The organism is Halomonas sp. AOP43-D1-4 (genome assembly GCF_052446175.1).
Classification (GTDB): domain Bacteria; phylum Pseudomonadota; class Gammaproteobacteria; order Pseudomonadales; family Halomonadaceae; genus Vreelandella; species Vreelandella citrativorans.
Genome location: NZ_JBQSVY010000002.1, coordinates 226,265 through 239,123 on the forward strand (window position 1 = coordinate 226,265; position 12,859 = coordinate 239,123).

Consider the following 12,859-nt stretch of genomic DNA (forward strand, 5'->3'; position numbering starts at 1 on the left):
TCCCAAGCTTAATGCCAGCCAGGTAGCCGACGCACCCAGCCAGCACCTATTACCTTCTTCTTGCTGGAATGGTCTGGCCCATGAAACGCGCTTACTCGCTTTGCCCGCTTTATCTTACGTTTTGCCCTCTATTGGTAGCACCTGCCTTGGCGCAACCAGAGATTGAGCCTCACTCCTTTGATCCTGTCACTGTCACCGGTACACGAGCGCCCACGGATCTTTCCCGTGCCCCACTCATCATCGATATTATTGAGCGCGATGATGCTGTGTTGGCCACCGCAAGTCGAGTGGAAGACATACTAAGCCGTCAGCCTGGCCTACACGTTGCAGGACAAGGGCGCCGCAACGGCCAAACGCTGAGCCTGCGTGGCTTTGGCCGTGAGGGCGTACTGGTCCGCCTGGATGGTGTTCGGCAAGATATTTCCACGGGTCATATCGGTAACTTTTTCCTTGATCCCGCCTTGATTCAAAATGTCCAGATTGCTCGCGGAGCGCTCTCTAGCCTTTACGGTAGTAACGCGATGGGCGGTGTGGTTAGTTTTAACAGCGTAGATGCCGATGACCTGCTTGCGCCCGACGAGGAAAGCGGTGTACGGCTTTCTGTCGGTGGCGCAAGCGCCAGTGACGAGTTACGTGGCAGCCTTACCGCTTTTGGTCGTCGTGATACATCAAGTGGCCGCGTCGATGGTCTTCTATCCATAGGCCGTAGCAAGTCCGGTGATATTCGTCGCGCCGGTGGCGAGATGGCCGATGAAGATGCCTCGCTCAACAGCCTGTTACTAAAAGGTGGCTGGCAGCCGGATGACGACCAGCGGGTGTTTGTTAGCTGGCAACATTACGACGAGCACACCACCCAACCCGCTAATCCGCAACAGCGCTCTACAGATGCCAGCAACCCACTGCGCGACCGCGACGTTCAGAGCAACAATGTGCAGCTCGGCCACCGCTGGCAGCCAGATGCGGCTACCGAGATCACCTCACGACTCACCTTTAGCCAGCAAGATATTGATGAGCCAAGGGCCAGCCGCACTCTGGAGCATGCGGGGCTGCAAAGCGACGGCTATCACCGAATGGAGCATGGCTGGCTTTCTCAAACGCTGGTATTTGGTGCTGAACTGGAGCAGGCCCGCCAACGTCCTGAAGGCGATGCGAATGGTTTCCCACATGCCAACATTGATACGCAAGCAGCCTACCTGGATACAACGCTCACCGCCGGCCGTTACCTGACGGAGGGCGGCGCGGGAGCATTCGACATTGGGCTAGGCGCCCGCTATGACCGTTACGATGCCACCGGCCAAGGCGAGGCCAACAGCGTACATGACCAGATTTCCCCACGTTTTCGCGTTGCCTGGCGGCCCGACGACGCATTGATGCTATTTACCGGATACGCCGAGGCTTTCCGCGCCCCGAGCCTTTCTGAGTTATATGCTAATGAACGCCACTTTGCGGGTTTCTGTGCCGGGCCGTTCTTCTGTACGCCCGACAACTATTGGATACCCAACCCGGATCTTGTCCCTGAAACCAGTCATACCTGGGAGAGCGGCGTGGTTTGGCATCAGGGAGATTGGCAAGTGCGTGCCAGCTACTTTGATACCCGTGCCAATGACTTTATCGACACTCAGGTCGATATTATGGCAGGCACCACTCAAGCCGTGAACGTTCAGCGCGCCCAGCTGTGGGGCTATGATGCCCGCGTTTTCTGGCAGCCCAGCGCTTTTTCTTTCCTTACCAGTTTTGCAGGCCTTTCCGAGGTCTCCGGCAAAGACCGCGACACCAGCGCGCCGCTAGGCAATCAAACACCGCTGGAAGCGACCTTAGGCAGTGATATTGCACTGTACAACGGTAATGTTCGCTTGGGCTGGCAAGGTCGGTTTGCCCGTAATTTCGACAAACAAGGCGATGACGAGCGCTTGCCAGGCTACGGGCTACACGATGTACACCTGGCCTGGCGCCTCACTCCCGCCATTGATACCTCGCTACGCCTGGCCAACCTGGGCGATAAAGTGTGGTACCGCCCCGATGGCAGCTTAGGCGATGGGCGCAGCCTGTTCGCCACCCTCAACTGGCAGTGGTAATGCCACACCATGCACCCGATGGAGGTGAGCTCATGACGCAATCCCAACAGATCGCTATTCTGGAAGCCTTTGATGCTGCGCGGGCGGCCCAGCCGCGCCTGCCCGCCATCGACATTGCCGAGCGTCTGGCTATTAGCGAAGGCGAGTTACAGGCGGCTCGCCTGGGGCGTGATGTATGGACACTGCCCCTGCCACCCAGTGAGATCGCAAGCTATCTGCCCACGCTTGGCCGCGTAAAATCGCTGACCCGCTCGCGCCTGGCCGTCCTTGAACAAACCGGGGACTATCCTGAACTGCGCGGTGGAGCCCAAACGGGACTACTGCTCGACCCCTGCGGTTTGGATCTTCGCTTGCTGTATTCCCACTGGCACTGGGTGTGCTTGATTCGCGATGCCATGCCTTCACAAGATGGCTCGGAGGAGTGGCGCTGGAGCCTGCAAATATTTAACCAGCATGGCTGCGCCGTGCACAAATGCTTTGCGCTAGAAACACCGCTTCCCAGCGCCTGGGACGCGTTAGCAGCACTCGGCACCCAGGACACTCCGGCGTTCACCCAGAGTGCACCACGCCTTAAACGCCCGCTTCCCAACGCCCCCGACCTTGCGAGCGAATGGGGAGCGATGCAGGACGTGCATCAATTCTTCGCTCTGCTGCAGCGCCATCGCCTGGAGCGTATTGAGGCCAACCAGCTGATGGAGGGCCACTACACCCGGGCGCTACCGGCTAACATACTGGAAAACCTGCTCCATCAGGCAAGCCAACACGCCTTGCCGCTCATGCTGTTTGTCGCCAGCCCCGGCTGCGTACAAATCCGCACGGGGACGCTGCCTACGCCCCAGCGCGCACGGGGTTGGCTGAATCTGTTTGGCGATAGCTTTACCCTGCACTTGGACGACACCGCCATTGATCAGGTGTGGCAAGTGTCTAAACCCAATCGTGATGGAGGCGTCACCAGCATTGAAGCGTTTGACGCACAAGGCGCATTAGTCCTGCAAATATACGCCGAGCGCCGAGAGGGCAATCCCGAATCCAGCGCCTGGCGACAGTTATTGAATGAGCTGCATCAGCGTGAGGCCGTGGCATGAAGCAGCCTGTTCGACTGCTGCCCGGCGTTTTGTTTGCGCTGCTGTTCAGCCTGGAAACAAGCGCCAGCGAACGTTGGGTTGTGCTGGGCGGCGATATTGCTGAAACGCTTTCAGCCTTGAAGGCTGACATTAACCTGGTCGCCCGTGACGATACGGTTCTCTATCCTGAGACCCTGACAGCGCTGCCCTCTGTGGGTTATTTACGCCAGCTCTCGGCCGAAAGCGTACTGTCGGTTCAGCCTGACCGTATCCTTGCCAATCAGCATGCCGGCCCTAAAGAAGTGCTTGAACAGCTGAACGCTGTCGGCGTTACGCTGGATGTGGTTAGCGCACCCGCGACGCTAGCGGCCATTGCTGAAAAGGTTCGCGCGGTGGGTAGCTACACTGACCGGCGTGAACAAGCCAACGCTTTAGCGCAAACCTTGACTGACAAGCTTGAATACCTGGCCGATTTGCCCCCCTTACCTTCAACCCGGGCGATGTTTATTCTCCAGCATAGTGGCTTAACGCCGCGCGCTGCCGGAAGCCAAACCGCGGCGCATACGGCACTTGAAGCCGTCGGGATGGAAAACGCCTTTGCAGCGATGGAGGGCTACCACAGTGTTGGCGCCGAGGCGTTGGTGCGCGAGGCACCTGAGCTGATCATTATGTCAGCGCGCGGTTTAGACGCCATGGGTGGCCCAGAAGCCTTATGGCAATTACCCGGCATGGCTCTTACTCCGGCAGGCCAAGCGCAGCGGTTAATCGTTATCGATGATCAGGCACTGCTGGGCTTTGGGCCACGGGCGCCCGACCAGCTGTTAGCCTTACGCCAGGATGTTGAAGCGCTGCTCAACGCCTCGCCCACTGCACTGGCTGCGCCGTAATGGTCAGCTTAACGGCTTATCGTCAGCGTACGATGCAACCGATGGGGCGCGCCCCACGAGTCCTTATCGGTCTAACGCTTGCGCTATTACTTGCCTTGGCATGGGGCGCGGCGTCGGGAGCGTTAGGGCTCTCCCCATGGGCACTGCTAAGCGGCAATGCCGATACACTCAGCACACAGGTTTGGTGGCAGCTGCGCTTACCGCGCTTGCTGCTGGGGGTTGTCGTAGGCGCCATGCTTGCGGGCAGCGGCGCTGCCATGCAGGGGCTATTTCGTAATCCTTTAGCCGACCCAACGCTGCTCGGCCTTGCCAGCGGTGCCGGGCTATTTGTGGCGCTATGGATCGTTATTTTTCAGGATAGCGCCGTCAACAGCCTTTACGGCCAGTTTGCTGCTGGCTTTTTGGGCGCGCTGAGCGTATGTGTCATCGTGTTTGGCTTGGCCAAACGTCAGGGTGGGAGTGCCGCCGTTATGACCCTGCTGCTAGCGGGCCTGGCGATTAACACTCTGGCCGGCGCTGCAGGTGGCGTCCTTGCGTTTATCGCCAGCGATGAACAGCTGCGCCAACTGAGCCTGTGGGGCATGGGCACGCTAACCCATGCCTTATGGCGAACCACCGCTATCGCCTTGGTACTGATTAGCTTGGCACTATGGATGCTAATGCGCAGCGCCAGCGAGCTTGACCTGCTTCAACTAGGCGAAACCACGGCCCATGCGGCGGGGCTGGACGCCAACCGCCTCAAACGCCGCATTGTCGTGGCCACCTCACTTGGCGTCGGGCTGTGCGTAGCCCTCACCGGTGTCATTGGCTTTCTTGGCCTGCTGGTTCCCCACTGCCTACGGCTTTGGCTAGGGCCCGGACACAGGTTACTCCTGCCTGCCTCAATGCTGGGCGGTGCTTTGTTATTAGTGGTCGCCGATACCTTGGCGCGCACGGTAGCCGCTCCTGCCGAGATCCCGGTCGGGCTGCTAACGAGCCTTTTGGGCGGGCCCTACTTTCTGTATCTGCTTATGCGCCGGAGCCCGTCATGCTGACCCTGCATCACGCGGGGCTAACCTCAATTCCCGCACTAGCGCCCATGAATGGTGAGATCCATCCAGGCGAACTGCTCGCGATTGTAGGGCCTAATGGCGCAGGCAAGAGCACGCTGCTCAGCATGCTGTCAGGCTATCGCCGCTGCGAGCAGGGCACCGTACAGTTGGATGACCACTTGCTACATAAATGGGAGATCACCGCGCTCGCCAACCGTCGTGCGCTTGTCGCTCAGCAGGAGCCTGTCGGCTTCGATTGGCGAGTGGAAGAACTGGTGTGTCTGGGGAGCAACCCCGATAAAGCACTCATCGCCGAACTACTCGATGACCTGGACCTCGTCCCGCTCGCCAAGCGCAGCGTACTCTCGCTTTCGGGCGGCGAGCGCCAGCGAGTGATGATCGCCCGCGGCGCCTGCCAGTTACTCTCGCGGCGCTCAGACGCTGCCAGGGATGGCGGCCTACTTCTGCTGGATGAACCCACCAGCGCCTTGGATATCGGCCAGCAGCAGCGGCTAATGCGTCAACTACGCACTTGGGCCACACGGCATCATATGGCCATCGTATGCGTCCTACATGACCTGAACCTGGCCGGCACTTACGCCGACTGCGTTTGGTTACTGCAAAAGGGACAGCGTATAGCGCATGGTAAACCCCGACACGTTTTAAAGACTACGACCATCGCCAAGGTGTATGGAGCGGAACTTTACTGCATCCAAAGCGACATGGCGTTGGCTCCTCTTATTACCCTTGCGCCGTGATTTTTTTATTAATGAGATGAGCAAGCCTCGCATGACCAAAACTTCTTCTGCTCTGCTTCGCATGTTTCTTAACGAGCGGCATCGTCTTATAAAACGTATCAAGCAGGTTGTTGGTAGCACTAGTGTTGCAGAGGATCTGGCACAAGACACCTTTGTTAAGCTGTGGCAACGCCCCTCTAAAGAAACAGATACTGCTGGCTTGCTACACCGCACGGCGCACAACCTAGCGCTGGACTATTTACGATCCCAAGGGGTGCGTAAGCGTCATCAAACTCAAGAATTTAATGCCACTATTGATGAGCCCCCTCAGGAGCCAAGTCCAGAACAAATTGCTCATAAGACTCAACAGTGGCAGAAACTAATCGATCAATTAAATACCCTTCCCCCCAGAACTAAACGCGTATTCCTACTCAATCGAATTAGCGGTGAGACCTATCAGGCTATTGCCGAGCGCTTGGGCATTTCTGTTAGCACGGTTGAAAAAGACATGATGCACGCGATGCGCCAGTGTCGTAAATGGAAAAAACAATCAATCAATGAGGAAAACATTCAGTCCACTCGTTGTATTAATAACAACAGGCCACGTTCCCAGGAAGGGTTAGACCGTGACTAAACCAAACGAACCTTTGAGCCAGCCAGCGCCATCGCCTGCAATAGATGACGCCACCATGGATGATGCCATCGCTTGGTATCTTAAACTCAAGGATGCAAGCGTCACCCAACATGATCAACAGGCGTTCAACGCGTGGCTACAACAAAGCCCGCTTCACCACTTTGCGTATCAAGAAGCGAAACAGCTTTGGCAGGATATTGAAGCCCCCATTCGCCTGTTTCACCTTCAACAGTCTGCCACGCCATCCAAACGGCGGAATGAACGACCGTGGGGATGGGCAGTCGCTGCCCTATGCATGCTCGGCTTGCTGTTGAGCCTTGAACTATGGCGTGAACCAGCCAACTGGGATCGACTGACAGCCGATGCCGTCACGACACCAGGGCAAATGAAACAACTTCTACTGGCAGACGGCTCGTCTCTTTTACTGGATGGGAATAGCGCGCTGGACATTGAGTTTGACGAAACCTACAGAGGACTAACGCTAAGACGCGGGCGATTATGGGTTGATGTTACGCAAGATGCCCAGCGCCCCTTCACCATTACCGCTGGCGAAGCATCGATAAAGGTTATCGGTACTCACTTTGCTGTGATGCATAGCACTGACAGTGTCACCGTGACGGTGGCAGAGGGGCAAGTAGCCATTACAGACAGTCAAGGACACCAAGCCCTGTTGGGTGGCGGTAAGCAAGTGGCACTTATCAATGGCGAACTTGGCCCTGTCTCACCGGTAGCTCTGCCTGTAGCACTTGGCTGGAAGGAAGGAAGAGTTGTATTCGATGACGCAGGAATGAGTGAGATCGTTGCTCAATTGGAACGCATGCTACCAGGCCGCCTACTACTCGATACTCACGCTTTTTCTGACGTACGTCTTTCCGGAAGCTTCCCTGTCGACCAGCCGGAGGCTCTGCTTTCAGCCTTGACTCATGTATCTGACATTGAGGTTCATCGCTTACCCGGCGATTTACTGTGGCTACGCACGGGGTGAAGTACTCATAGGTAATACACGCACACACGGGGATTGCGCCTCCATTTACGTCCCTGATTTCATTCATCTCACTAAAGAGAACGACTCATGGAAACACTTCTTTCCCCTTCAAGAGAGACGAATACTCTCCCCTTGAGCAAGCGTCTAAAGTTGGATACCCATACTGCTCATGAACATGTTGATAAAGCCATTATGGAACTCGCCCCTTTTGCCAGCCTGGAAGGCTACAAGAGATTTCTAACGGTTCAATATCAGTTCCAACGTCACACTGAAGTGCTTTATCTTCAGCCTGAGCTGAACGACTGGCTGGAAGGGCTGGCCGAGCGCAGTCGTTACCAAGCAGTGATCAGAGATTGCCAGGATCTTGCCCTCAACCTCGATGACTTGACTGACGATGCTCTCTCAGTACCCGCTATCGAATCTCAAGCGGCTGCGGTTGGCTGGCTTTATGTCAATGAAGGCTCGAACCTGGGTGCGGCTTTTCTGCTCAAATACGCCAGCCAACTTAACCTCTCCATCAATTTTGGTGCCCGTCACCTCGCCCCCAGCGATGCAGGACGTGGGTTGCACTGGCGCCGCTTCACTGCACAGCTAGACGCCATCCCGCTCTCTGAAGAACAGGCAAACGAAGCCTTAAACGGCGCCAGAGCGGCCTTTACTTTCGTTAAATCGCTGGCCTCTAACGTACTAACTAATAACCAAAAATAACGCCAAAAGAAGCGTTACTAAAACGATATAACGGGGAATTTTAGTGAACCAGACTCTACAGGGACACTCGTCCAGATTGCTTGTATACGCCTTTCCTGCCGCCTCTCTGTTGCTCAACTGGTGGGCAGCCAGCTTATTCATGATTTCACTGATAAGCGGGTGTTTAGGCTCACTCTATGGGCTAATGACAGAAACACCTAGCGTATGGATTTCGCTAATGATCGCCTTGGCAAGCGGCGTTTTTCTGCATAGCGTGCTGATCGCAGTTGCATTGACGATTGCCGTGACCGCCGAACAAACCTGCTGATGCAGTTCGCTCAACTACAAACGGCGGCTGCAGAAACTGAGCGCAACACCTTAGCGAAATGCTCAGGTGTTGCACTCAGTTTTTGCAGCCAAGCGGTAATGTACGCCGAGATAAGGCACATAATTGCGGAAATTAAACACCTTGGACTCATGAATAGTCACCAACCCGTGCACTTCTTTTCGTGTTATACCCTCTTCATTGGGAGTTATAAAACCACCATCGTTAAAAACGATACAATTACTTCCGCCATGAATGACAAAAATATCGTCGCCCATGCCACCCATTCGCATACCGTCTATGGTGAAGCCTCCACCAAGATAAACGCCTGAACCATGCCCGCTCCCTCATACCGGGAGGGAGGCATACGGTGATATCATCCCACTCGATTTCCTGAGCCATACCATCCCCCCCTTGAATGTACCTAATCTGCCTTTGATTTGATCACCATAAAATATAAACAATCTCAAATATAAGCAAATATCAATTGCAATTGATTATGATTAACCCCGAAGTTGAACGAGGGGTATATAACGCATGCTCGTATGCCCAGAGGGAAACCTGCATGCATGGCATGCCACGCATCGCGTCCCATACCACGGCCCCACAAAATAATTTGGCAAAAAATTTATTTCAGATGAGGGAAATTCTCATCCCAATCGTTAATTAAGATACAAACGATTATTATTAGCGTAACAAGGGAGCTTTATTTCAATGCATTTTAAGGTTTTTTCCCGATCCCCAATCACTGCCGCTGTGATACTGGGCCTGCTTGCCGCGCAAACTCAGGTATTGGCACAGGCCCAGCCCTCTGTACCGAACTCATCCAAGGCGCTGCAGCAAAATCCTTTGCAGCAGCGCTACACGTTCGACCTGCCCGAACAGCACCTGCTCTACTCGCTGGGTGAATTTACCGCTACCACGCAGATTGCTGTCGTCCGTCAGGATGGCCAGCCCATCAACGGTACCGCACCGGCCTTACGCGGCGAAATGACTGCCGATGAAGCACTTCGCACACTGCTAGCCGACTCATCACTGACCTTTTCATACCGCAATGGCAGAACGGCAGAACTACTGGAACCAACCACCTCAATCACCGTGGGCAACCAAACAGCCTTTAGCACTCTGACCGTATCGGCAGACCGTATCGGTGACGACTGGGTCTATCATGAGCCACGCTCGGTAAGCGTGATCACGCGCGAACAGATTGATCGCACGCCGCCGCGCCACGCCGCCGATATGCTGCAGGAGACCCCTGGTGTCTACAGTGCCGTCAACGCCCAGGACCCGGGGCTCTCGGTCAATATCCGGGGCATGCAGGACTTTGGGCGCGTCAACATGATGGTCGACGGCATGCGCCAAAACTTCAACGACAACGGTCACCAACAGCGTAACGGCACCATGTATGTCGATTCCGAGCTGCTCTCGGACGTGGTGGTCGAGAAGGGGTCCAGCACGGGCGTGCATGGTGCGGGTGCCATCGCTGGCAGTGCCAACTTCCGCACCATCGATGTGGATGATGTTCTTCTACCGGGTAAAGATATCGGCGTGCGCTTACGCGGCATGACTGGCGTAGGTGGAGAAGGCAATGGAGTCAACTTTATTGGTAGCGCGGCTGTAGCCGGGCGCCTTGGCGATCGCTGGGAACTGCTGGCGGCGCGCAGCAACCGTAATTTCGGCGAATACGCCCCCGGCCGCCGTCGACCAAACTACGATTTTCTTACGGTAGGAGTCCAGGATGAGTTTCATAAAGACATCGTTCAGGATGTCGACCGAGTCCGCTTCACCGACAACGAGCAGGACTCAAACCTGTTCAAGGCGCGCTTGCATATCGATGACGACCAGTCACTGACGTTTTCCTACCTGGGTACCGAACTCTCTTACAACAACGTCTCGGATCGGCAGATAATGAGGGCTGGTGAGGTGGTCGACGGCGATGATGCCTGGCGCCGCTTTGGCGACGCCAGTACAACCTCCGACTCGGTCAGCCTGCGCTATAACCTTAACCCCTCCTCCCCTCTGATCAACCTGGAGGCTAACGCTTACTTCGTTTCAACAGAAGGGCAGCGTTATACCGAAGCTGGCCGGCCCGTGGTGCTAAACGGCACCGATATGACCGAGCTTAACTGGATGATGGGCGTCTGTGAACAGAATCCCATCCCAGATAATGCATATAGCGCCTGCCGGGCGGGGCTTGACAACAATAACCGCACTCAAATCGATACCTACGGCTTTACGCTGGAAAATACTGCGCATTTTGCACTCGGCGGGATTGATGGTTTCTCTTCCAACCACGGGGTTGAGTACTTTATCGACAAAGGCGAGTCCACCTCTGCACAGGAGCGCGGCGGCCGCCAGCTGGCCTCGATCGACAACACCATGCAGCCCAGCGGTGAACGCAGTATTGCAAGCGCTTTTAGTAACTTACAGTGGGAAAACGAAGCCTTTACCCTAGCGGCAGGGCTTCGCTACGACTATTACAAGCTTAAAGGCTCTACAAAGCTGCCTGGAGTAGAGTGGACATATCATAACCGCTATGACAGAGCGTCAAGAAGAGCTGAAAACGGTCTGAGAACCAGGAGATCCAACTGCATCAGCGCTATCATTCCAGAGCAAAGTAGGCAGACAGCTTGCGATGATATTCCGACTTGGGAAGGTTATGTTAACGACCCAACCTCTATGATCGACTATGAGACAAGTTGGCGTTACGAACCTACTTGGTTATCGGACACTGTGATGCAAGATTACGACGTCGATAACAGCATGGATAAGTTGCTACCCACATTATCCGCAGCCTATCGCCCCAATGAGAACGTCGAACTATTTGCTAACTGGGGCCGTGGCTGGCGGCCACCCTCACTCACTGAAACACTCATGCAGGGCAGTCACCCCGGCGACCCCTTCGCGGTGCTATTCCCCAACCCTCATGCACAACCGGAAACCTCACGCAGTTGGGATATAGGCACCAATTTTACCGCCCAGGATCTATTTAAAAGTGGGGATCGCTTCTTCAGCAAGCTCTCTTACTACGACACCCGTGTGGATAACTACCTGATCACCTCTATGGTTAACGTGATGCCAGGGCAGCAAGGGGGATTAGGCCATACCATGTTCGTGCCAAACCTGCTACCCATGAACTTCCGCGGTTTGGAGCTGGAGATCGATTATGACGCCGAACGTTGGTACACCCAAGCCAACTATACCCATGTACTGGGGAGCGATAATCAGTTCTGCCAGAAGATCTATCCACTGGGCAGCGGGAATATCCGTGAAGATATACCGGATGAAAACGGCAACTACTCTGACGCTTACTACGAAGCCATTGAAGCCGGTTACGACTCTTATGAGGCAATGAGAGATGACCTAACTTATTGCGGCATTGATGTCATCGGTATGAATAGTGCCAGGCAATTGCCCATGGATCGCGGAAGCCTCACCTTCGGTACCCGCTGGTTCGACCAGCGCCTAGATGTAGGCACCCGCCTTAACTACAGCGCCGCGGGCGGCCCGGAGGATTTCGACTTTGACCTGTGGCCCAGCTACGTCACCTGGGACCTCTACGCCAGCTATCAGGTCAACCCTAACCTGCTGCTGCGAGCCACCATGCTTAACGTGCGCGACCGTAACTACGTCACCGGCTACTCGGATATTTTCTCCAAGAGCTATGGGGCGGGTCGCACCCTAATGGCCGGAGCAGAACTGCGTTTTTAATTAAATTACGGCGCATGACCCGCGCCGTTTACGAACATGCCCACCCTTACGGGTATGCAGGGCAGATAATTAACGTTATCTGCCAATCACGGCCTTAAGGCCAACATTGATAGATCAAGGAGACTGAAATGTCCATTAGCTATACTTATGATGAAGCCTATTTCCCTGATACGTTTTCAACCGGCACACTGGAACTCCTGTTAACAGAGTTTCAAAAGGAGGGAGCGGGTGGAGAGCACAGCGACAATAACCCGGGTGGTATTAATACTGGAGGGTTCTTCACCAACGGAGTTAACTCAGGCTTGGCGGGCGATACTTACGCTATGGCCAACAATGATGGTGACTTTGCTTTCTCCGCCACTGGCAGCCTTTCCTATAACTTCGCTGATCATGCACTGACTGGCACCTTGACGGAGCTTACGTTGGGTGCGGGCCTCAATAATGGTGAAGTGGTTAATGATTTCATTACCTTCACCTTTGACGATCCTATCGTTGCCAGCCATGACGGCCGTGGCAACGAAGTACACGACATCATCTGGGGCTTGATGAACGGTTCGGTGAACGGTGCCGACGATAGCGCTGGCACTGGCACTGATGGTGGCTTGCTGGCGGTACTGGACGATGCAGGCTTGCTCGGCGATGCCATTCCGGCATCCGTCACCGGCGTTGCTGCCAGCGACTTCGATTTCGCCCTGGCTGCGTGAACAACGCCATCGCTATAAA

The 12,859-nt window shown here is 55.2% G+C and carries 12 protein-coding genes; 11 read left to right on the forward strand and 1 reads right to left on the reverse strand.

The window, feature by feature from the left end; all coding sequences use genetic code 11:
* Nucleotides 1-80: 80 nt before the first annotated feature.
* The 9 genes from ACT3RQ_RS02995 (at nt 81) to ACT3RQ_RS03035 (ending at nt 8,428) form a co-directional block, all read left to right on the forward strand.
* Complete coding sequence (locus ACT3RQ_RS02995; RefSeq protein ID WP_444621592.1) at nt 81-2,075, forward strand: TonB-dependent receptor domain-containing protein; 1,995 nt, start codon at nt 81-83, stop codon at nt 2,073-2,075.
* A 32-nt stretch (nt 2,076-2,107) separates the two neighbouring features.
* Nucleotides 2,108-3,160, forward strand: a complete 1,053-nt coding sequence (locus tag ACT3RQ_RS03000) for a ChuX/HutX family heme-like substrate-binding protein (RefSeq protein ID WP_444621593.1) — start codon at nt 2,108-2,110, stop codon at nt 3,158-3,160.
* Nucleotides 3,157-4,026, forward strand: coding sequence for a heme/hemin ABC transporter substrate-binding protein (locus tag ACT3RQ_RS03005; RefSeq protein ID WP_444621594.1), 870 nt, complete (start codon nt 3,157-3,159; stop codon nt 4,024-4,026). Before ACT3RQ_RS03000 ends, ACT3RQ_RS03005 begins: the two co-directional genes overlap by 4 nt.
* A complete protein-coding gene (locus ACT3RQ_RS03010; RefSeq protein ID WP_225734175.1) occupies nt 4,026-5,060 on the forward strand; it encodes a FecCD family ABC transporter permease in 1,035 nt (344 codons plus the stop codon). The genes ACT3RQ_RS03005 and ACT3RQ_RS03010 overlap by 1 nt, the downstream gene beginning before the upstream one ends.
* Nucleotides 5,054-5,815, forward strand: a complete 762-nt coding sequence (locus tag ACT3RQ_RS03015; protein ID WP_192535739.1) for an ATP-binding cassette domain-containing protein — start codon at nt 5,054-5,056, stop codon at nt 5,813-5,815. Before ACT3RQ_RS03010 ends, ACT3RQ_RS03015 begins: the two co-directional genes overlap by 7 nt.
* 31 nt (nt 5,816-5,846) lie before the next feature.
* Nucleotides 5,847-6,428: an RNA polymerase sigma factor gene (locus tag ACT3RQ_RS03020; RefSeq protein WP_192535740.1), complete on the forward strand. Its 582-nt coding sequence runs from the start codon at nt 5,847-5,849 to the stop codon at nt 6,426-6,428.
* The gene (locus ACT3RQ_RS03025) at nt 6,421-7,413 is read left to right on the forward strand and encodes a FecR family protein (RefSeq protein WP_193054573.1); all 993 of its coding nucleotides are present in this window, start codon (nt 6,421-6,423) and stop codon (nt 7,411-7,413) included. The genes ACT3RQ_RS03020 and ACT3RQ_RS03025 overlap by 8 nt, the downstream gene beginning before the upstream one ends.
* A gap of 87 nt (nt 7,414-7,500) precedes the next feature.
* Nucleotides 7,501-8,121: a biliverdin-producing heme oxygenase gene (locus tag ACT3RQ_RS03030; protein ID WP_192535742.1), complete on the forward strand. Its 621-nt coding sequence runs from the start codon at nt 7,501-7,503 to the stop codon at nt 8,119-8,121.
* Between the two features lie 184 nt (nt 8,122-8,305).
* Nucleotides 8,306-8,428, forward strand: a complete 123-nt coding sequence (locus ACT3RQ_RS03035; RefSeq protein WP_264298670.1) for a hypothetical protein — start codon at nt 8,306-8,308, stop codon at nt 8,426-8,428.
* Nucleotides 8,429-8,490: 62 nt separating this feature from the next.
* Here the strand turns inward: ACT3RQ_RS03035 and ACT3RQ_RS03040 are convergent, their stop codons facing one another.
* The gene (locus ACT3RQ_RS03040; protein ID WP_192535744.1) at nt 8,491-8,703 is read right to left on the reverse strand and encodes a hypothetical protein; all 213 of its coding nucleotides are present in this window, start codon (nt 8,701-8,703) and stop codon (nt 8,491-8,493) included.
* Between the two features lie 436 nt (nt 8,704-9,139).
* Between ACT3RQ_RS03040 and ACT3RQ_RS03045 the strand changes: the two genes are divergently transcribed.
* Together ACT3RQ_RS03045 and ACT3RQ_RS03050 are read left to right on the forward strand one after the other, a co-directional pair.
* Nucleotides 9,140-12,136, forward strand: a complete 2,997-nt coding sequence (locus ACT3RQ_RS03045) for a TonB-dependent hemoglobin/transferrin/lactoferrin family receptor (RefSeq protein WP_444679992.1) — start codon at nt 9,140-9,142, stop codon at nt 12,134-12,136.
* Between the two features lie 128 nt (nt 12,137-12,264).
* Nucleotides 12,265-12,840 (forward strand): heme acquisition protein HasAp, encoded by a 576-nt coding sequence (locus ACT3RQ_RS03050; RefSeq protein WP_193056658.1) that lies wholly within the window; start codon nt 12,265-12,267, stop codon nt 12,838-12,840.
* Nucleotides 12,841-12,859 lie beyond the last annotated feature (19 nt).

What these genes read in the sequence shown, in the direction of transcription:
- ACT3RQ_RS02995 (WP_444621592.1), top strand. Translation starts at nt 81, where the DNA reads ATGAAACGCGCTTACTCGCTTTGCCCGCTTTATCTTACGTTTTGCCCT.
- ACT3RQ_RS03000 (WP_444621593.1), top strand. Translation starts at nt 2,108, where the DNA reads ATGACGCAATCCCAACAGATCGCTATTCTGGAAGCCTTTGATGCTGCG.
- ACT3RQ_RS03005 (WP_444621594.1), top strand. Translation starts at nt 3,157, where the DNA reads ATGAAGCAGCCTGTTCGACTGCTGCCCGGCGTTTTGTTTGCGCTGCTG.
- ACT3RQ_RS03010 (WP_225734175.1), top strand. Translation starts at nt 4,026, where the DNA reads ATGGTCAGCTTAACGGCTTATCGTCAGCGTACGATGCAACCGATGGGG.
- ACT3RQ_RS03015 (WP_192535739.1), top strand. Translation starts at nt 5,054, where the DNA reads ATGCTGACCCTGCATCACGCGGGGCTAACCTCAATTCCCGCACTAGCG.
- ACT3RQ_RS03020 (WP_192535740.1), top strand. Translation starts at nt 5,847, where the DNA reads ATGACCAAAACTTCTTCTGCTCTGCTTCGCATGTTTCTTAACGAGCGG.
- ACT3RQ_RS03030 (WP_192535742.1), top strand. Translation starts at nt 7,501, where the DNA reads ATGGAAACACTTCTTTCCCCTTCAAGAGAGACGAATACTCTCCCCTTG.
- ACT3RQ_RS03035 (WP_264298670.1), top strand. Translation starts at nt 8,306, where the DNA reads ATGACAGAAACACCTAGCGTATGGATTTCGCTAATGATCGCCTTGGCA.
- ACT3RQ_RS03040 (WP_192535744.1), bottom strand. Translation starts at nt 8,703, where the DNA reads ATGGGCGACGATATTTTTGTCATTCATGGCGGAAGTAATTGTATCGTT.
- ACT3RQ_RS03045 (WP_444679992.1), top strand. Translation starts at nt 9,140, where the DNA reads ATGCATTTTAAGGTTTTTTCCCGATCCCCAATCACTGCCGCTGTGATA.
- ACT3RQ_RS03050 (WP_193056658.1), top strand. Translation starts at nt 12,265, where the DNA reads ATGTCCATTAGCTATACTTATGATGAAGCCTATTTCCCTGATACGTTT.